The sequence below is a fragment of the Paracoccus sp. KKT209 genome, assembly GCF_055635455.1.
Map to the genome: position 1 here is coordinate 80,956 of NZ_JBVMWB010000002.1, position 18,174 is coordinate 99,129.

At 63.0% G+C, this 18,174-nt stretch carries 17 protein-coding genes, 1 pseudogene and 1 other annotated feature; of the genes and pseudogenes, 12 read left to right on the forward strand and 6 right to left on the reverse strand.

Annotated elements, in window-relative coordinates; genetic code table 11:
* Window positions 1-24: 24 nt before the first annotated feature.
* On the reverse strand, window positions 25-960 hold the full coding sequence (locus ACZ2G3_RS16500) for a CAP domain-containing protein (RefSeq protein WP_470399547.1): 936 nt from the start codon (window positions 958-960) through the stop codon (window positions 25-27).
* Between the two features lie 373 nt (window positions 961-1,333).
* Between ACZ2G3_RS16500 and ACZ2G3_RS16505 the strand changes: the two genes are divergently transcribed.
* Window positions 1,334-1,786 (forward strand): GNAT family N-acetyltransferase, encoded by a 453-nt coding sequence (locus tag ACZ2G3_RS16505; protein ID WP_470399549.1) that lies wholly within the window; start codon window positions 1,334-1,336, stop codon window positions 1,784-1,786.
* Between the two features lie 574 nt (window positions 1,787-2,360).
* On the opposite strand, the gene ACZ2G3_RS16510 is transcribed toward ACZ2G3_RS16505, so the two are convergent.
* Window positions 2,361-3,227 (reverse strand): hypothetical protein, encoded by an 867-nt coding sequence (locus ACZ2G3_RS16510; RefSeq protein WP_470399551.1) that lies wholly within the window; start codon window positions 3,225-3,227, stop codon window positions 2,361-2,363.
* Window positions 3,228-3,517: 290 nt separating this feature from the next.
* Between ACZ2G3_RS16510 and ACZ2G3_RS16515 the strand changes: the two genes are divergently transcribed.
* From ACZ2G3_RS16515 to ACZ2G3_RS16530, 4 genes are read left to right on the forward strand one after another with little or no spacing between them, the layout of a single operon-like run.
* Window positions 3,518-3,775, forward strand: coding sequence for a PepSY domain-containing protein (locus ACZ2G3_RS16515; RefSeq protein WP_470399553.1), 258 nt, complete (start codon window positions 3,518-3,520; stop codon window positions 3,773-3,775).
* Window positions 3,768-4,307 carry a cytochrome b/b6 domain-containing protein gene (locus tag ACZ2G3_RS16520; RefSeq protein WP_470399555.1) on the forward strand — a complete coding sequence of 180 codons (540 nt, stop codon included), beginning with the start codon at window positions 3,768-3,770 and terminating at the stop codon, window positions 4,305-4,307. Before ACZ2G3_RS16515 ends, ACZ2G3_RS16520 begins: the two co-directional genes overlap by 8 nt.
* Window positions 4,304-4,858, forward strand: coding sequence for a fused DSP-PTPase phosphatase/NAD kinase-like protein (locus tag ACZ2G3_RS16525; protein WP_470399556.1), 555 nt, complete (start codon window positions 4,304-4,306; stop codon window positions 4,856-4,858). The genes ACZ2G3_RS16520 and ACZ2G3_RS16525 overlap by 4 nt, the downstream gene beginning before the upstream one ends.
* A 10-nt stretch (window positions 4,859-4,868) precedes the next feature.
* Window positions 4,869-5,495, forward strand: a complete 627-nt coding sequence (locus tag ACZ2G3_RS16530) for a methyltransferase family protein (protein ID WP_470399557.1) — start codon at window positions 4,869-4,871, stop codon at window positions 5,493-5,495.
* A gap of 6 nt (window positions 5,496-5,501) precedes the next feature.
* Here the strand turns inward: ACZ2G3_RS16530 and ACZ2G3_RS16535 are convergent, their stop codons facing one another.
* From ACZ2G3_RS16535 to ACZ2G3_RS16550, 4 genes and pseudogenes are all read right to left on the reverse strand, one after another.
* Window positions 5,502-6,704: a histidine kinase dimerization/phospho-acceptor domain-containing protein gene (locus tag ACZ2G3_RS16535; RefSeq protein ID WP_470399559.1), complete on the reverse strand. Its 1,203-nt coding sequence runs from the start codon at window positions 6,702-6,704 to the stop codon at window positions 5,502-5,504.
* Window positions 6,701-7,354 (reverse strand): response regulator transcription factor, encoded by a 654-nt coding sequence (locus tag ACZ2G3_RS16540; protein WP_470399561.1) that lies wholly within the window; start codon window positions 7,352-7,354, stop codon window positions 6,701-6,703. Before ACZ2G3_RS16540 ends, ACZ2G3_RS16535 begins: the two co-directional genes overlap by 4 nt.
* A gap of 428 nt (window positions 7,355-7,782) precedes the next feature.
* Complete coding sequence (locus ACZ2G3_RS16545) at window positions 7,783-8,784, reverse strand: mechanosensitive ion channel family protein (protein WP_470399563.1); 1,002 nt, start codon at window positions 8,782-8,784, stop codon at window positions 7,783-7,785.
* Between the two features lie 121 nt (window positions 8,785-8,905).
* Window positions 8,906-10,135: pseudogene (locus ACZ2G3_RS16550) on the reverse strand (IS3 family transposase).
* Window positions 9,737-9,854: a sequence feature (AL1L pseudoknot), on the reverse strand. Its footprint overlaps the pseudogene before it by 118 nt.
* A gap of 375 nt (window positions 10,136-10,510) precedes the next feature.
* Between ACZ2G3_RS16550 and ACZ2G3_RS16555 the strand changes: the two are divergent.
* The 7 genes from ACZ2G3_RS16555 (at window position 10,511) to ACZ2G3_RS16585 (ending at window position 18,142) form a co-directional block, all read left to right on the forward strand.
* Window positions 10,511-11,268, forward strand: a protein-coding gene (locus ACZ2G3_RS16555) for an IS5 family transposase (RefSeq protein WP_470395968.1) whose coding sequence is annotated in 2 segments (ribosomal slippage) — window positions 10,511-10,832 and window positions 10,832-11,268 — 759 coding nt in all. Because the reading frame shifts where the segments join, the coding sequence is not laid out codon by codon here.
* A 273-nt stretch (window positions 11,269-11,541) separates the two neighbouring features.
* A complete protein-coding gene (locus ACZ2G3_RS16560) occupies window positions 11,542-12,030 on the forward strand; it encodes a Csu type fimbrial protein (RefSeq protein WP_470399564.1) in 489 nt (162 codons plus the stop codon).
* Between the two features lie 5 nt (window positions 12,031-12,035).
* On the forward strand, window positions 12,036-12,761 hold the full coding sequence (locus ACZ2G3_RS16565; protein ID WP_470399566.1) for a fimbrial biogenesis chaperone: 726 nt from the start codon (window positions 12,036-12,038) through the stop codon (window positions 12,759-12,761).
* A 37-nt stretch (window positions 12,762-12,798) separates the two neighbouring features.
* A complete protein-coding gene (locus tag ACZ2G3_RS16570; protein ID WP_470399720.1) occupies window positions 12,799-15,099 on the forward strand; it encodes a fimbria/pilus outer membrane usher protein in 2,301 nt (766 codons plus the stop codon).
* Complete coding sequence (locus ACZ2G3_RS16575) at window positions 15,090-16,055, forward strand: Csu type fimbrial protein (RefSeq protein ID WP_470399567.1); 966 nt, start codon at window positions 15,090-15,092, stop codon at window positions 16,053-16,055. The genes ACZ2G3_RS16570 and ACZ2G3_RS16575 overlap by 10 nt, the downstream gene beginning before the upstream one ends.
* Window positions 16,056-16,818: 763 nt before the next feature.
* A complete protein-coding gene (locus ACZ2G3_RS16580) occupies window positions 16,819-17,100 on the forward strand; it encodes a hypothetical protein (RefSeq protein WP_419269539.1) in 282 nt (93 codons plus the stop codon).
* Window positions 17,101-17,671: 571 nt separating this feature from the next.
* Window positions 17,672-18,142 (forward strand): DUF2382 domain-containing protein, encoded by a 471-nt coding sequence (locus ACZ2G3_RS16585; RefSeq protein WP_470399569.1) that lies wholly within the window; start codon window positions 17,672-17,674, stop codon window positions 18,140-18,142.
* The last annotated feature ends 32 nt before the right edge of the window (window positions 18,143-18,174 follow it).

Below are 18,174 nucleotides of genomic sequence, written 5' to 3' on the forward strand. Positions count from 1 at the left end.
GCGAGGCGCCTGCAGGTGCCGCAGTCAGGAACGAGTCGTAGCCGTGCGGTCCGTGCGCAGCAGGGTGACTGGAACCCTCCCGCCTCGTCTCTGGACCAGCCATGCTGCGCCCGCGACACAAGGCATGAGCAGCAGGCGTGCAACCCGACCCGTGGTGCGCTCGGGATGGACCAGCCGGGCGATCCGGGGGCCGACGATCCAGTAGAGGCGGATGAACGCTCGTCCGGCCGTGTAAGGCGCCAAGACTTCATCGCGCAGCCGGCGCAGCATCACCACATCGCGGTGCATGCGGTCCCCATAGGCTGCCGTGGCGACAAAGCACGACCCGCCCGAGCCGTCTTGCTGCGGACTGTCCTCGTCCTGGACAGGCTCTTGGCCCGTGTCCTGATCCTCGTCTTCATCCTCCTGCCGGACGGGACGTGATGAGCCGTCGACAGCTTCGCCATCCACATAGGTGGTTGCGACCGTCTGCCCATCCACCTCCTCCTGAACCAGAACCGGCTGCGAGGTCGAACCAAAGTTCTGCGTCATATAGACCACGTCCTGCATCCCGCCGCCGACCTGCATCTGGCCGGTCGAAAGCCCGACACCAAGGTAATCGACATCAGGGTCCAGGATGTTGTCCTGATGCGAGCTGCTTTGCATCAGCGCCGCATGCATCTCCTCCACGTCATCGCGGGCAGGCTCGCCGCTGATCCCTTTGTAGGCGACATTCTCCGTCAGGTGCCAGCTGGCACCGTCGAGCGGAAACTCGGCGTCTCCGGCGCGATCCGCCGGACTGCTGCCTCCGGCTCCCCGATGGGACAGCGCCCCCGCCTCCGACATCCAGTCGGAATGCGTCTGCGCAGCGTGGTTGAGGTGCAGTTCCACATGCACAGGCGCAAGGTCGGCCTCGGCACGTGCTGTATTGACCAGATCCGCGACATGCAGCTCCAGTGCGTTGGCGATCTCTGTGGCCATGCGTTCGTTTCTTCCTCGGCACCGGGTTCAGGATTCGCAGGAACCGGTTCATGACCGGATAGTCCATCTGATGTCGACATGACACCTTTGTCGGGCGCATTCGAGCCAGCGGCAGGTCCCCTGCCCTCGACAGGCAAGGGACTTGCGCCCGCGCGGGGGTGTGTCATGGCTGAGAAGAAATTGTCGGCAAGTGCGCAAGACTTAGGATTTTCGATGTCTGCCTTGAAACCACGCCCGGGTTTCTCAAGATCTGGCGTATAGGGGAAGAGTTGGCAAAGGGCCCAAAACGGGTGGCCTTCCTTTTGGCCTGATCATGTCACAAAGACATCATCGGCTCTTTGCCGCCCCCTTCACAACAAGTGGTCGACACCAGATGATCATCACCGCGGCATTGCCCACTGACGCGAAGACATTGGCAGAGCTGCATCGCGGCTGCCGGCAGAAAGCGATGCCTTGGCTTCCGGAACTGCATTCTCCAGAAGAGGATCTTCGATACTTTGAAACCAGGGTCCTGCCGGTGGAGACGGTGCTAATTGCCCGCGCGGGCGGACAGGTTGCCGGCTTTGTTTCCTTTCATCAAGGATGGCTCAATCATCTTTATGTTGCCCCTCGTTACTGGCGACTTGGTTTCGGCACCAGGCTACTGGAAGAAGCAAGGTCGGACTTGAGTTACCTTCAGCTTTGGGTGTTCCAGAAGAATGCCCAGGCACGGCATTTCTACACCACCCACGGGTTCTGTGAAGGCGAGGCAACCGACGGACGCTACAACGAGGAAAGGGTGCCTGATCTTAGGATGGAGTGGGCGCGCCATGACCGAGACCAATAGTGGTGCTTCCGTCCGCCGCATCCCGCCTGACTGTCGGTTCAAGGAGGCGCCTCTCTGTCTGCCGAGCCACGAGATTTTCTGCTCGCTGCAGGTCACTCATGTGGCGGCCCTCGTATCGCATCGAATTAGGCTCTGCGGCGCGCGCAAGCTGAAGGCCGTGATCGGGCGCCCCGGGCCGCCGGCCATGATCGCCAGTAGCATCGGTAGGGCGTTCACCTCAGCCGCTGGCCCTGCCGGACAGAGGCGGGTGGCGCACAAACTCAGGCTGAGCCGCCAATCTGAGAGTTCCGCGGCCGTTTTCAGGACCAATACCTGATATGGTCGGCAATGGCATTAGAAGCAGATCTGGTCAGTCCTGGCGCCTCTGCCACGGCATTATGCGAACGCTTTCACCTGATCGACGGCAGCTGACCCGGCGCGCCACCTTCTGCCTCCAGAAACGCCCGGAGCCGCCGATCTTGGTCCCCGCTTCTCCAAGGCAGACGAAGGCATCCCGGTTTCAGACGCCACTACAGACCAAAGTAATCCAGGAAGTTGCCGTCTCGGGTGATGAGCCGAAGGCTGACGCAGCAACCTAATCGGTTTGCCCGAAGGGGATGCCCACTTCGACTGCCAGGCTCTCGTCACTCAGGTCGACGTGGGACGCGATCATCACCGGCGTCGGCGCGCCCTCCAGCCACAAGATGTTTCCGTCCTCCCGGATCTCGACCCGGTTCTGGTGGAAGATGCCCACGCTCGGCGTCACGCTGAGGCCGTCCAGGCCGGGAGGAATATCGAAGGTCAGCGTCAGCTCGCCTGCCTTGGTATCCGGAGCGAAGCCAGGTATCGCGGCAAAGATCCCCCGGCTCTGGCCACTCGGGGTGAGCAGCTGGCCCCAGACCGTGTAATCGTATCCCTCGACCATATTCTCGTAGCGCAGCGTCGCCTCGATCTTTCCACCGTCACCGTCGATCCGGTTGTCGCCATCCGACGCGTCCTTGACCGACAGAACATGGATGCGCTGGATCGAGTGGACCTGAATCGAACGCTCGGGATCCGCCGCGTCGCCGGTCATCTCGGCAAGGACCTCATCCTCCCCGGCCCGCCGCAGAAGGTTGTGGGTGACGTAATCGATGTTCAGGTCGCCCTCGTTCCGCGGAACGGGAAGGGTGACGACCAATTGCGCCTCCGCGCCTGCGGCCGTCAAAGGCGTCTCGACCACCTCGACCTTCTCTCCCGATCCGGCATCGAGCAGCGTCGTCACCAAGACATAGCCGGCACCCTCCTCCAGCCCCGAAATCGTCAGACTGTCATTGGCTTCACCACCAAGCCGGGTGAAGAACCTGTTCCCGTCCTCAGCGTCGGTCAGGACGCCGGACATCCTGACCTCCGCGAACACGCTGGTCGAGAGCGCGGCAGAAAAGGCTGCAGACGCAAGCAGCGTCTTGGTCAGGTCCGACATGAGCTTTCCTCCGGTTGAGTCGCGGTTTCGGAAATTCTTGCAGAACGCTCCTTCAGTGGCAATTCGGGCTTCATGGGGCGCGGCAGAACCCGTGGTAACTGCCCATGCATCCAGCATCGAAATCTTGGCGCTGCTCTCGTTGGCAACTGCCCGGGGCCACGATGCATGCTGCGCTGCCGTGCGGCTTGCCTCGCGCAGTCGCCGATCTCGCCCGCGCCCGGCGGTCGTAAGGTTGCTGCAAGGTTCGGGCGGCAAGGCTTACCGCATGAAATGCCTTTAGGGAGATTTCCATGCGCACGCCCCTTCTTGTCCTGATGCTGGCCGGATCGTCCTTTCCTGCCTTTGCCTCGGACCGCTGCGTTGTGCCGCAGGCCGATTGGCGCCCGGTTGAGGAACTGACCGCAGGCCTGACCGCCAATGGATGGACGATCAGCAACGTCAAGACCGAGGACGGCTGCTACGAGGTCTATGGCCATGACAAGGACGGCAAGCGCGTCGAGGTGTTCTTCGACCCTGCAAGCTTCGAGGCCGTAGGTTCCGATGACTGACAAGGTTCGGGTATGGGACGGCTTTGTGCGGCTGTTCCACTGGTCCCTGGTCGCGCTGATCGCGGGGGTCTGGCTGACCGCAGATGGCCCCAAGGTCCTGCACGAAGGCTTGGGCTATGTCATCGCCGGGCTTATCGCCGCGCGGGTGATCTGGGGTCTGATCGGGCCCCGCCATGCCCGGCTCGCGGACTTCATCCGCGGCCCGCGCCCGGTTCTGGCCTATCTTCGGGATCTGCGGGTGGGGCGGGAACGCCGCTATCTGGGCCACAATCCGGCGGGCGGTATGATGATCGCGGTGCTGCTGCTGACGGTCGCGGCCACGGTGCTGACCGGCTGGCTGCAGACCACCGACGCTTTCTGGGGGTCGTCCGGGTTGCAGGAGGTCCACTACGCGCTGGCCAAGCTGATCCTCGTGCTGGCCGCGCTGCATGTCGCGGGCGTGCTGTTCGAAAGCCTTCGCCATCATGAGAACCTCGTCATCTCCATGCTGACCGGAACCAAGCGCCCTCTGGCGGACAAGGACTACCGGTGAGGCGGCTGCTGGGACTGATTTCGGCCGTCCTGATCGTCGCCGTCCTCGCCGCGGCCGGATGGGCGGCCTGGCTGCAACAGACCGGCAATCTGCATGCGGTGCTGTCGGGGCAGGTCTATCGCTCTGCCCAGCCCTCGGACAAGCAACTGTCGGAATGGACGGCGGAATACGGCTTTCGCAGCGTGCTGAACCTACGTGGCAAGTCGAGGGCCGATTGGTACCGGACTGAACGTGACACCGCCGCCAGCCTGAACCTGCAGCACGCCGACTTTGCCATGCGCGACAACGAGGTGCTGACCCCCGAACGCGCCGCAGAGCTGATCGCGTTGCTGAACGCGCTGCCCAAGCCCCTGCTGATCCATTGCAAGGCGGGCGCCGATCGCACCGGCCTGGCAGCCGCCCTCTATCTGGCAAGCCAGGGTCTTGGTGAAGCACCGGCCGAGGCGCAGATCTCATTCCGCTATGGCCATGTTTCGCTGCCCCTCAGCGCAGCCTGGCCCATGAACCAGAGCTGGGAGGCCATGAAGTCCTCCTTCGGCTACGACACCTGAGGACAATGCAATGACCGCCACCTGTTTTCCGACCCGAGCCGTCCGTCCCGCCAACCAGCGTCGGCGCATAAACGTTCTTCGCGGGTTGTTCCTGACGGGACTGCCCCTGGTCTTGCTGGGCGATCCGCTCTGGTCTGCCGTGCCCGCGGCGGCTCTGCATGTGACGGGCACGATGCTGATTTTTGTCGCGATCCTGGGGCGGTTCTGGGCGACCCTGTATATCGGCGGCCACAAGAACGGGCAGCTGATGCGGGACGGACCCTATTCCGTCTGCCGCCATCCGCTGTACTTGTTCTCGATCATTGGCATCGTGGGGTTCGGGCTGGCTTTGGAAAGCCTGGAGCTGGCCGCGCTGTTCGGGGTCGCGGGGTGGTTGGTTCTGGCCACCATCGCGCGGCACGAGGAACAGTTCCTGCGTGCCCGTTTCGGTGCGTCACATGACGCCTATCGCGCCACCGTGCCGATGATCCGCCCGGACCTGTCAGGCTTTCGCACGGCAGAGCATGTGACAATCCAGCCTCGCCTGCTGTGGCGCAATGGGCGGGATGCACTGGTGTTTCTGTCGGCCCTGCCGCTGGCCGAGGCCATCGATCTGGCTCATCGCAGCGGACATCTGCACATGCTGGCCCTGTGGTAGGCAGGCTCAGAAATGCATCGTCACGGTGGCGCGGCCTGCGGCGATGGCATGATTGACCGTGATGCCCTGGGCGGCGGCCAGTTGCGCAACAATGGCCAGCCCCAGCCCCGCCCCTTGTGACGAAGCGGACTTGTCGAACATTGCATGCCGAAATACTGCGTCTGGCCCAACCGCGTTCGAGACCCGCAGGACAGGCCCTGCCGCCAAGGTGACCCGGACATCGCCGGTGCCGTGATCGCAGGCATTGCGCAGAAGATTGCGCAGGATCATCGCCAACGCATCGGGATCGACCGCCACCGGCAGCCGCGCCTTTTCACCATCGTCGAACACAGCCTCGGACCCGTGTTCCGCGATGACCATCCGGGCGATCTGCACCAGGTCACAGGGGCCCGTCCCGATCATCCCGGCCTCGGCCCGCGACATCTGCAAAAGACGCTCGACCAGCCGGCTCAAGCGGGTCAGCGCCCCGGCCATGCGCGCGGGCGCGTCCGGGTCCGCCAATCCCGCCGCCATCAGGTGCGCCTGTGCCGAGGCGGCGGCGATGGGCGTGCGCAATTCATGCGCGGCGTTGGTGACAAATTGGCGCTCGGCGTCGACATGGGTGCGGATGCTGGCCAGATAGAAGTTCAGCGCCTGCGGGATCGGGGCCAGTTCGTCCGGCAGATCGTCCGCCGCGACCGGCGACAGATCGCGTGCATCACGGCCGCGCAGCGCCGCCGCAAGGCCTGTCACCGGACGCAAGACGGTTGCGACCGTGCCCCGGACCGCGATCAGGGCCGTCAGCAGGACAGGCAGCATCAGCGCCACCAGCCAGGCCAGACTTTCGATCAGCTCGTCGCGTCGCCATTCGTCGCTTTGGCCGACCTCGACCGCGACCGGACCGTTCGACAAGCGGAACACCCGCCACCCGTCCACATCCTGACCGCCATTCTGCGTCAATGGCGGCCATGGGGCCTCTGCCACTACCTGCCCTGCTTCCAGTATGCGGATGGCCACGTCATTCCCGGCGCGAACCTGGCCTACCTCACCTGCACTTTGATACAAGGCCAGTGACAGCCGGGCCGAACCTCGCAGGCTGGCATCCATCAGTTCGGACATCTCATGCGCAATGACCAGGGCGGCCAGCCCGACACCCGCCAGCCAGGCAAGGCTTGCCCCCACCACCACCCGCCGCACCAGCCGCCCGCGCAGGGACCAGGGACGTGTCACGGGATCAGATATCCCAGACCCCGCCGGGTCTGGATCGCATCCGCACCCAGCTTGCCCCGCAAGCGAGAGACATAGACTTCAACCGCGTTGCCCTCGATCGCATCATCAAAGGCATAAAGGCGATCCTCCAGCACCTGCTTGGACAGGACGCGGCCCCGCGCCGACAGCAGCGCATCCAGCAGCGCCCATTCACGCGACGTCAGGCGAATTTCGGCATTGTCCCGAAACAACCGGGCCCCTGCCCGGTCCACCCGCAGCGTCCCCACATGGCTTTCGGTTGCCGGATTGCCGGTGGCGCGGCGGCCATGGGCGCGCAGCCGGGCCTCGATTTCAGCCAGATCGTAGGGCTTCACGACGTAGTCGTCGGCCCCTGCATCCAGCCCGGCGATCCGTTCCGTGATCTGGTCCCGCGCCGTCGCGATTATCACCGGCGCCCGGTTGCCCCGCCGCCGCTCTTCGCCAAGCAGCGTCAGCCCCAATCGATCGGGCAGCGCCAGATCCAGCAGGATCGCATCGAAGGCCGCAACATCCAGCGCCGCTCGCGCCGTCTCCAGATCGGGTGCGCGATCCACGGCATGGCCCTGCGCGCGCAGGAACAGCGCCAGCGCATCGGCGATATCGGCTTCGTCCTCGATCAACAGGACACGCATCCCATTACTCCTCCGGTCGCGCCCGAACATGGCGGGAGGCGGGTTTCAGTTCAACGGAAATCAAGAGCCGGCTGTCCTCAAGCGCGAGACGACTGCAAGCCTGCATCGAGGTTCAGCTGGGTCACGGAAGCGTGGACGAAATGGCAGAAACGCCATGCACGCACGCACCCGCCCGATGATGCCATGGGACGCCCGTTTTTCGAGACCGGTCGTCACGACTGGCGAGGCGCCGCTCTATCATCTCAGAGGACTCAGACCTCACCCAGACCGGCTGAAGCGCGGCTTGCTGTAGACTTGGTGCTGGAGCTTATTGCATTGCTCCCGCCGGGCATCCGGCGCGGAGCCTTGACCGCCATTTCAGCAGGTGCAGCAAACCGCCTGCCGACATGGCACCGAGGAGGACAAGGCGGACATCTCGGCTGGCGCCGTCAATCACGCGATCCTGCCCCCGGCTGCCAACGCGGACCAGGGCCCTCGCCGGGTCCCGCAGGCCAGCCCTCGCGCTGCCTGCCGCGATGGCCGTCAGTATGCTCGGTCTGGTCGTGCCACAGATGCACCTCCGTCGGGTAGGGCATGTCGATGCCTGCAGCGGTCAGGGCCTTGCTGGCGGCGATAATGACGCGCCCCTGGGTGTGGATGACGCTCACCCGGTCGGGCCTTGTCCACCAGCGCAGCCGGATGGTGTTCTGATAGGCGTCGATGCCGACGGGAATGGCTTCCGGTGCGGGATCGGCAAGAACCCCCTCGCAATTCCTCGCGGAGTCGATCATGACCTGCATCGCCTGTTCCCAATCGTCGCTGCAGCCGATGCCGATGTCATACTGCGATCGGCGCCTGTCGAAAGCCGTGTTGACGGTGAAGGTCCCGGTGTAGATCTGGGAGTTGGGGATGACCACCCGCCGGCCGTCATAGGTCTTGATGTAGGTTGCGCGGGTTTCGATGTCCTCGACGGTGCCCTCGAACCCGTTGGCGACGATTTGATCCCCCACGCGGAAGGGCTGCCGCAGAAGGATCAGCACCCCGGACAGCAGGTTCTGAAGGATGTCCTTGAACGCAAATCCGATCGCGACAGAGCCGATCCCCAGGCCGGACAACAGGTCGCCGGGACGCAGCGATGGCAGAACGATGGTGGCAGCCAGAAGAAACGCCAGGATCATGATCGACCAGCGCAGCAGCGCGGCACCGACATTCGCCAGGGCCGGCCTTCCACGGTAGATCAGCGTGCGGGTCACGGTATATCCCGCCAGGCGCGCCAGGACGTAGAAGAGCAGAAGCAGAAGTGCGGCAGCGACCAGGTTTGGCATGAGACCGATGAAGCCGTTGATCCAACCCTCCACCTTCTCGATGATCACCCCCACGTCCGCACTCACATCGACGTCTTCATCCATAACCGGTCCACCTTCAGGTACTGCTGTTTCCAGGCCGGGCATCAGAACCGCGAGGCGTCGCTGCTGGCATCAAACAGAGCCATCGTCGACAACCTCGGGAGCCTTCAGGAACCGCCCTGCCTACTGAACCGCGCCCGGTTTTCCGGAGGCTGATTGGGATTAGTTACGCGGCCATGTCTTCAGCTTCCAGAGCGGCGTAGAAGTTTGCCTCCGCTTCGGCCGGCGGGATGTTCCCGATCAGCTCGAGCAGGCGGCGGTTGTTGAACCAGTCTACCCATTCGAGGGTGGCATATTCGACAGCCTCGAAGTTGCGCCACGGCCCACGACGGTGGATGACCTCGGCCTTGAACAGGCCATTGATCGTCTCCGCCAAGGCATTGTCGTAGCTATCGCCGACACTGCCGACGGAAGGTTCGATGCCGGCCTCGCCCAGCCTCTCGGTGTATTTGATCGACAGGTATTGCGACCCGCGGTCGGAATGGTGGACGAGCCCCGCGCCCTTGGCTGGGCGGCGATCGTGGACAGCCTGTTCGAGGGCATCGAGAACGAAGCCTGCGTGGGCTGTTTGGCTCGCCCGCCAGCCGACGATCTTGCGGGCATAGGCATCGATGACGAAGGCGACATACACAAGCCCCTTCCAGGTGGCGACGTAAGTGAAATCGCTGACCCAGAGCATGTTCGGCGCAGGCACGCGGAACTGCCGGTTCACCTTGTCCAGCGGGCACGAGGCCTTCTTGTCGGGGATCGTAGTCTTGTGCGGCTTGCCCCGGATGATGCCTCGAATACCCATGTCCTTCATCAGTCTGGCGACTGTGCAACGGGCGACATCGAAGCCTTCCCGATCCAGCTGACGCCAGACCTTGCGCACGCCGTAGACGCGCCAGTTCTCTTCGAAGACACGCTCGATCTCGGGCCGCAGCGCTGCGTCGCGCCGGGTGCGATCCGACAATCGGGCCGGATCGGCCCGCTTCGCCAGGTGATCATAGTAGGTGGACGGGGCGATCGGCAGAACCCTGCAGATCGGCTCGACCCCCGTGCTTCCCTCGCTGATCGTCGATGAACCCGACCATCACTTCGACCGGCGGTCGAGCTCCGCCATCGCAAAATATGCGCTCGCCTTGCGCAGGATCTCGTTGGCCTGGCGCAGTTCCCGGTTCTCCCGCTCCAGCGCCTTCATCTTCTCTGCCATGTCGGTCGGGATGCCAGAGCGCTTGCCGCTGTCGACCTCGGCCTTCTTGACCCACTCGTTCAGGGTCTGCGGCGCACAGCCGATCTTCGCGGAAATCGACGTGACTGCCTGCCAGCGCGATCCATGCTGACCCTCATTGTCGAGAACCAGGCGCACTGCACGCTCGCGCACTTCGGGGGAAAACTTGTTCGTCGTCTTGCTCATGATGCTCCATCCTACTCAGGAGTTGGAGCCTCCGGCAAACCCGGAGCGGTTCATTCACTGAACTCAATCCAACCGAGTTTGGGTCAGCCCGGAACATCAACTAAGCTCTCAGCAAGCCGCAGCAGACACCCCTTCAGAAGCGCCGCAGGCTGTGCCGCACATCGCAGGGCTCATCGCAGCGGGCAGTGACGTCTTGCCCTTAGGCAAGGGAGCCGGCGGAACCGGCGGAAAGACGCGAAGCTCAGGCCAGGGCCCCGCGATTCAAATGTGCTTCCAAATAGCGACTGGAGGCAACTGGCGTCATTTGTCTAGGCTCCAGACCCATTGATTTTACGCCCTTTGCGTGATTCAGGCCGCCGCAAGGAGACCTGATCGATGAGCAACCTGTTCTGGCTGACCGAGGCGCAGATGGCGCGCCTTCGCCCCTACTTCCCCAAGAGCCATGGCCGTCCCCGAGTTGACGATCTGCGGGTGCTGAGCGGCATTATCTTCATCAATCGCAATGGTTTGAGATGGTGCGATGCGCCGAGTGAATATGGACCTGCCAAGACGCTTTATAATCGCTGGAAGCGCTGGAGTGACAACGGGGTCTTCGCCCGGATCATGGTCGGCCTGGCCGCCGAGAGCACCGATCCGAAGACAATCATGATCGATGCAACCTATCTGAAGGCGCATCGCACGGCTTGCAGCCTGCGGGCCAAAAAGGGGGGCGCAGTCGCCAGATTGGTCGAACGAAAGGCGGCATGAACACCAAGCTGCACGCCGTCACCGATGCGAAAGGCAGACCTATCCGGTTCTTCATGTCGGCAGGACAGGTCAGCGACTACACCGGCGCAGCGGCGCTTCTGGACGGCCTGCCGCAGGCTGATTGGTTCTTGGCGGACCGAGGCTATGATGCTGACTGGCTGCGAAAAGCGTTGCAGGACAGAGGGATAAAAGCCTGTATCCCTAGCCGGAAGTTGCGCAAGAAAACCGTGAAATACGACAAGCGCCGCTACAGAAGGCGCAATCGCATCGAGATCATGTTCGGGCGGCTGAAAGACTGGAGACGTGTCGCCACGCGTTACGACAGGTGCCCGGAGACATACCTCTCCGCAATAGCATTGGCCGCAACCGTCCTATTTTGGCTGTGATCAAGAACGAGTCCTGAGCCTAAACTGTACGGATAGCGACATGACCTTTGGATATACACATTTACCTGCCCCCTATACTGAAGAGATAATGCAGGGCTTACCTTTTTATTGCGAAGGTGACGTTACGGAACCACGGGCAGTCGTCTGTCGGTAATATCCAAAATTATATTAGCCAGCAAAAGGCTCAATTGTACGCAGCTTATGATCTTCAGGCAGATTGTCGAGTGAGTTCACACAGCTGCACCGCGAGAAATAGCTGATCAAGGTAGATCAATGCGTCGTCGCCAATACTTTATAGCCGCAGTTGCCTGTTTGCTGCCCCTGTCTCTGCAGGCGCAGACAGTCCGAACAGGCAGCTTCGATGTGCGCATCACCATATCGGCAGAATGTCAGATCACTTCGACCGAGACGCTTGATTTTGGCATGACAGGTGTCTTGACAAGCGCCACGAACACCACCGGCACCTTGCAGGTCGCCTGCACCAACACGACCCCCTACTCGATCGGTCTCGGCAGCGGCCTGGGCGCCGGAGCCACGACCACCGTCCGCAAGATGACCTCCGGCAGCGACACCATCGACTACCGCTTGTTCCGGGACAGCGCCCGGACAGCCAACTGGGGCAACACGATCGGCGTAGACACCGTAGCGGCAACCGCTACGGGCGCGGCTCAGTCTTTCACGGTCTACGGTCAGGTGCCAGCGCAGACCACCCCGAGGTCCGCGACCTATACCGACACCATCACCGTCACCATTACCTATTGAGCAGATTGTCCATCATCATGGTTCGAGCTTTTCGCGACCGCCTTCTTGCGATCCTGATCGCACTGACCCTTCCGACCCTTGTGGCTGCGGAAGGATTGCGCGTCACGCCGGTCGTGCTGGAGGTGCCATCTCCGGGATCCGCCACCACCCTGACGCTCAAGAACGAGAGCAAGGCTCCGCTGACGGTACAGGCGCGCGTCTTCCGGTGGACGCAGCAGGACAGTGCAGAGAGGCTTGAGCGGACATCCGACGTGGTGGTCAGTCCCCCGGCCGTGCAGCTGCCGCCGGGCGCCACGCAGACGGTTCGGGTGATCCGAACCGCCGGTGCCCCCGTACGCGGAGAGGAAGCCTATCGGGTCGTCATCAACGAGATTCCGGACCAGTCCCGTCGCAGCGCCGGTGCGGTCGCCTTTGTCACCGAACTGCGCATCCCGGTGTTCTTTGCTGCCGCCGACGTCCGCGTGCCCGATGTCTCTTGGACCTTGCGCCAGTCGAACAAGGCCACCTGGCTTGTCGCCATGAATCGAGGCGACAGCAGATTGCGGCTGGCCGACCTGCAGCTGCAGGGTGCCAGCGGCGCAAAGGTCTCGCATCAGGGACTGCTCGGCTATGTCCTTGGGGGCGCAAGCATGCAATGGCCGATCGCGTCGGCCGGCCGCCTCGGCGGCACGGCCCGGTTGAGGGCGATCACCAATGTTGGCCCCCTTGATACCGGCGTGGCATCGCAATAGCGCGGCGTTACGCGCTCTGATCCTGGCGTTGCTGCTGATGCCAAGCTATGGCCGAGGCGAGGACCTTTATCTGGAGGTGTTCGTGAACGGTGAGCCGCGCAACATCATTTCGCGCTTCACGGATCTGGGCGACGGCGTCCTGACAGCCGACGCCCAAGACCTGCGCAAAAGCGGCGTCTTACCCGGCGAAGACCTGTCCGGAGAAGTGCGCCTGGACCAGATCCCGGGGCTGGGCTGGCGTCTGATCACGGCCGAGCAGACGATCCGTCTCATCGTTCCGGAAACGGGACTGGCGCCGCATGAGGTTGACGCAAGGCAAGAGCCGGGCGCCGGTGATGAACTCCAGCCTGACGGCGGCACGGAGGCGCCTGGCATCGACCAGGGGCTGGGGGTCGTCCTGAACTATGGCCTCAGCGTGAGCCACTGGTCGGACACTGGAGGCGCAACCGGACGCGATCTTTCCGGCCAATTCGATCTGCGCTTCTTTACCCCGGTGGGCGCTCTGTCTCATGGCTTTGCCGCCGCGCCGCAGCAGGTCGGGGGCCACGGTCTGCTGCGTCTCGACACCTATTGGCGCAGTTCGTTCCCCTCCCGCGCATTGCAGGTTCAGCTTGGGGATATTGCCACCCGCGGTCCCGGTTGGGCGCGCCCCGTCCGCCTTGGCGGCCTCATGATCGAGCGGAACTTCGGTCTGCGCGCCGATATCGTCACGATGCCCTTGGCGGGATTCGAAGGGCGTGCCGACCTGCCCTCGACGGTCGAGGTCTATTCCGGATCGCTTCTTGCTTACTCGGCTGAGGTGCCGGCCGGGCCCTTCAGCATTCGCGACCTTCCCTTGGCCTCCGGCTCGGGCGTGGCGCGGGTCGTGCTGCGCGATGTCACCGGCAAAGAGACCCAGGCTGACCTGCCTTTCCTGGTGACGGACGATTTGTTGCGGCCCGGGATGGCGGATTTCGCCCTTGCGGCGGGCCGCCCTCGCCTTGGCGCGGGAACGGAAAGCGACAGCTATGTCAGCGGCATCTTTGCCACGGCGACGCTGCGCTACGGGTTTTCCGACGGCGTGACATTTTCGGCTCATGCTGAAGGCGGGCCGGACCTTGCCATGGGCGGCCTCGGAGCGTCGTTGCGGATCGGCCAGATCGGCACCGCCCATGTCAGCATAGCCCATAGCCGGACAAGCGAAGAGAGCGGCAGCCTTGTTGATGTCGCATCCAGCCTGAGTGTCGGCAAGGTGCGCGTCTCTGGCCGCGTGATGCGGACGCAAGGCACGTTCCGAGACATCGCGGCGCAGACTGCGGATCCTTTGACTGCCGGGATCGGTGGCAGCGACTTTCCGCGACAGATCGGACAGGTCAGCCTGTCACTGCCGTTGCAGAAGGATGCCGGTGCGAACCTGTTCTTGTCCAGCATCGAGCGGACTGACGGCATCGTGGATCGCAATTTCGGGGCGTCGTACAGCCAGGCGATCGGCCGGCAGAGCAGCTTGACCGTGAGCGCGGCTGCCGTGCGTGGGACGCGGCAGGATTCCGTGATCGGCCTGAGCCTGCATGTTCCCCTGGGCCCGCGGCAAAGCACCGGACTGTCCAGCGAGGGCAGCAGAGGCGGCTGGCGGCACTATGTTCATGCCGAAGGGCGCAGCGAGGGCAGGTCGCCTGGCTGGAACTGGCGCCTTCAGGCCGAGCGGACCGACAGCCCGTCCATCCGCGGCAGTGCGATGTACGGCGGCAACCTTGCCGAGGCAGAGATTGCAGGGCGCCTCCATGCAGATGGCACCTCGTTGGGCCTGCGGATCGAGGGCGCCGTGGTCGCGGCGGGCGGGGGCGTCTTCATGTCGCGCCGCATCGATGATGCCTTCGTCGTGGTCGATGCAGGGGCTCCGGACATCGAGGTCAGCGCCGAGAACCGGCCTGTCGGCAGAACCGGCCGATCCGGCAAGATCCTCGTCCCCGATCTGAAGGCCTGGGAAGACAACAAGATATCCCTCGACCCGCTTGGCCTGCCTGCAGATGAGATCGTGACCGCAACGGAAAAAACGGTGCGCCCCGCTTACCGATCGGGAGCAGTGGTCGATTTCGGTGTCGAGACCGGTGCGCAAAACGCTCTCGTTAAACTGGTCGATCAGGGTGGCACTCCGCTGGAGGTCGGGGGTCGCGCTGTCCTTCTCGGTCGGAACGACGAGTTCTTGATAGGTTTCGACGGCGAAATCTTCCTGACGCGGCTGGCCGCGGTCAACACGCTGGAAGTGACCTATCCCGACGGCAGGCGGTGCCGTGCCGAGATCAGCCATGATGCCAACGTCAACTCGATCACCGAACTTCGTGAGGTGCCATGTTCCTGACCCGCCTGCGCCTTGTCCTGGTGCTGTTGCTTGCTGCGGCACAGACTGCACAGGCTCAAACCTGCAGTTTCAGCGCGACCGACATCGTCCTCGGCTCCGTGGACGTTCTGGGAACCTCTCCAACCACTGCTACGGGCACTATTTCGGTCGACTGCACGTCGTTTCTCAATCTTCTGAGCTCGATCGAAGTCCGGATCCATCTGGGGGAAGGCCTGGGCGGACGGAGCGGATCGCTCCGACGAATGACCAGCGCCACAACCGCGACCGGCCTCTCGTACAACCTTTTCAAGGACGCAGGTGGAACCTCGGTGTTCGGGGGCGATTATGGAACCTTCGGCGGCGATCCCTTGGTGCTGAGCGGAGGAAGCTTCCTGTCACTGGCGACCAGTCAGCGCGCCAGTGTCCCTGTCTACGCAAGGGTTCCCGCCGGCCAGGCCAGCGTGCTTCCCGGATCCTACCAGTCCGCCTTCACCCGGGATCCCATCGATGTCCGCGTCGATTATCGGACCTGCCAGGCCCTGCTCTTGTGTGCCAACAGGACTGCCACCTTCAGCTTTGCCGTTCGCGCTCAGGTCCAGCCCGACTGCAGGGTGCAAGCCGATACACTGGATTTCGGGACCCATGGGATGCTGAACGGGCCTGTCGATGCGACCAGCCAGATCAGGGCGACTTGCACTCAGGGAACGCCTTACAGCATCGGGATCGGCTATGGCTTGTCCGGCACGAGTGCAGGCACGCGGGCCATGCGCAACCTTGGAGGAGGCAGGATCGGCTACAACCTCTTCAGGGACGCAGCCCGATCGCAGACATGGGGTCTCGCTTCAGAAGGGCTTGCTGCCCTTTCGTCAGGATCGGGGTCGAGCCAAGGCACCTTTGTCTATGGCCGGGTTCCGGCACAGGACACGCCCGCCCCGGGAGTCTATGCCGACACGGTCAACGTCGTATTGACCTATTGAGGTGGTCCAAAGGCCAGTGCGCCTTTCAAGGCCCTGTGCATCGGATGGGCTTGTCCACACAGCCGTGCGTCTGCTGACGTAGCTCTGTTCCCCGAATACCGCATAGACGACGCCCCTTCCGTTTCCCCCAAGCCTTCCTTGGCGCAACTAGTGGTCCTAGTTATTGATCTGGGCACGCAGGAACCTGCGGCCGTAAGTTGTCATGAGCCGGGCCGGCATGACAGGGCCGAGGTGACCGGGGTTCAGGCCATTTCGGTGGTGGACTTCGTTCGGCGCGGGCGAGATGACGTCATGGCCGGGGGCGCTCGAGATCAACGGAGGCCGGAAGACCTGCGTCGCCTTGGACACACATGCAGGCGATCACTTGCTGGTACCAGCGCCCCGCCGGCAGTTTCCATACCGGGCAAGGTGCGCCAGCATAACACAGGCTTAAGCCGGCTGCCAAGGTTTCGGCGGATGAGGGGCCTCGCAGCATCTCGCGGGCGTGAATCAAGCGAGCGGCCATCTTCTTCAGCCTGCTGGTCTTGTCCTAAAGCGCAACGACCCTAGCATCTTAGCAGGCAAGAGCCCGCCATTGCGGTCACTGAGGCTTCTTCGGATGGAACCGCAGGCGCGATGGCTCATTGAACCAGCACGAAAGCAGATCGGGAGAGAGCAAGATGCACGCAAATGTCGGCACGATCCTGCTGTTCCTTCGGCCTGCCCGACGAATGGCATCGCCTGTCCGGACTGCCATTCTTCTCTCAACCTGAAAGGAAATAACATGGCAGACTATCGCGATCCGAAAGTCACCAAGACGGAAGGCGGCAGCAGCATCGGCAAATGGATCGGCATCGCCGTGGCCGTTCTGGTGGCCCTTCTCCTGCTCGGCTGGCTTCTCGGTTGGTTCGCCGATGATGTCGAGGAAACAGAAGTGGCTGATCCAGTGGTGATCGAAGAGCCCGTTACGACAGATCCGGTCGCCACCGATACCGTGACGACGGAACCGGTGACCATCGAGCCTGCTGACACCGTCGGCACCGAAGCGCCCGCCGCAGTGGAATAACCGCCAAACGGCGAACAGCACGCCCGCAGGCCAGGTTGGTCTGCGGGTTCTCTACGCTTAAGCCAGCCCTCATTTTCATCACGGTCAGATGAGATGATCATGGTTGCGACCGGGTCTTGGGGGCTCCCGATACCCTTTGATGATCTGCCGATCTACGGTCGCGGAATGGGCCCCCAAGTTTTGGTTATGGGGCAATCTGATTACAACGGTGCTGTTGGGGAAGTTAACTGCCTCAAGGCCTCACGTTGCTGGGTTTTCACCCTGCTATTCCTTCCGACCTCATCGCGGCGCTCCTTGAGCTTGGGCCGTCGCCAGTCTTGTTCTTACGGTGATACCTGCCATCGCACTCAGGTTGACCGAGGCTACAAGAGCCGCCGCGAGGATCGCGCGGGCGGGGCTTGCACGCTCTTCAGGTTCCAGAGCTTGGGGACCGGCAACCTTGGAACAAAATTGGCCCCAAATGCTTGAGGACCACGTCAGAGCGAACCAAGGGCCGCCGTGCGTCACTGTCAGATGCGGCGAGATTTCAGCGGCCGTCGATTTGGGGCCCGACGCAAGAGAGAGAGTTACTGTGCGCGACAAGAACATCGAGAGCGAGACGCCTGGTCGGCCCGACGCAGATAGCAATAATAGCGGACCGAATGTGGAACTCCGGCTTCCTCTTGCCGAGGAACGTGTCGTCATCGACAAGCGCGAGGTCGAGAAACTGGCCGCCCATATTTCTCTGCGCACGCGCAGCGAGGATGTGACGGTGACCGAACCGCTTCGGACGGAGCGTGTCGAAATCAAACGCGTTCCGGTCGATCGTCTTGTCGCTACGGCCCCCGAAACCCGCGTCGAGGGCGATATGACGATCGTCCCTGTCGTCGAAGAGGTGCTGGTTCTCCAGTATCGCATCGTCGAAGAGGTGCAGATCATTCGCCACGTCGAGTCTGTGGAGCATGCCGAGACGGTCACGCTTCGCAGGCAGGAAGCCTTCATCGACAATCCTGACAGCGATGATCTTCTCCACGATCACCCGGCAGAGGATCGGTCACGCTGACCTCTGAGGGCCAAGATCATCATCAATCAAAC

Coding starts and splice junctions, on each gene's coding strand:
- ACZ2G3_RS16540 (WP_470399561.1), bottom strand. CDS start 7,354: ATGCGTGTCCTGTTGATCGAGGACGAAGCCGATATCGCCGATGCGCTG.
- ACZ2G3_RS16515 (WP_470399553.1), top strand. CDS start 3,518: ATGCGCACGCCCCTTCTTGTCCTGATGCTGGCCGGATCGTCCTTTCCT.
- ACZ2G3_RS16530 (WP_470399557.1), top strand. CDS start 4,869: ATGACCGCCACCTGTTTTCCGACCCGAGCCGTCCGTCCCGCCAACCAG.
- ACZ2G3_RS16560 (WP_470399564.1), top strand. CDS start 11,542: ATGCGTCGTCGCCAATACTTTATAGCCGCAGTTGCCTGTTTGCTGCCC.
- ACZ2G3_RS16520 (WP_470399555.1), top strand. CDS start 3,768: ATGACTGACAAGGTTCGGGTATGGGACGGCTTTGTGCGGCTGTTCCAC.
- ACZ2G3_RS16500 (WP_470399547.1), bottom strand. CDS start 960: ATGGCCACAGAGATCGCCAACGCACTGGAGCTGCATGTCGCGGATCTG.
- ACZ2G3_RS16510 (WP_470399551.1), bottom strand. CDS start 3,227: ATGTCGGACCTGACCAAGACGCTGCTTGCGTCTGCAGCCTTTTCTGCC.
- ACZ2G3_RS16505 (WP_470399549.1), top strand. CDS start 1,334: ATGATCATCACCGCGGCATTGCCCACTGACGCGAAGACATTGGCAGAG.
- ACZ2G3_RS16575 (WP_470399567.1), top strand. CDS start 15,090: ATGTTCCTGACCCGCCTGCGCCTTGTCCTGGTGCTGTTGCTTGCTGCG.
- ACZ2G3_RS16545 (WP_470399563.1), bottom strand. CDS start 8,784: ATGCCCGGCCTGGAAACAGCAGTACCTGAAGGTGGACCGGTTATGGAT.
- ACZ2G3_RS16580 (WP_419269539.1), top strand. CDS start 16,819: ATGGCAGACTATCGCGATCCGAAAGTCACCAAGACGGAAGGCGGCAGC.
- ACZ2G3_RS16570 (WP_470399720.1), top strand. CDS start 12,799: ATGCCAAGCTATGGCCGAGGCGAGGACCTTTATCTGGAGGTGTTCGTG.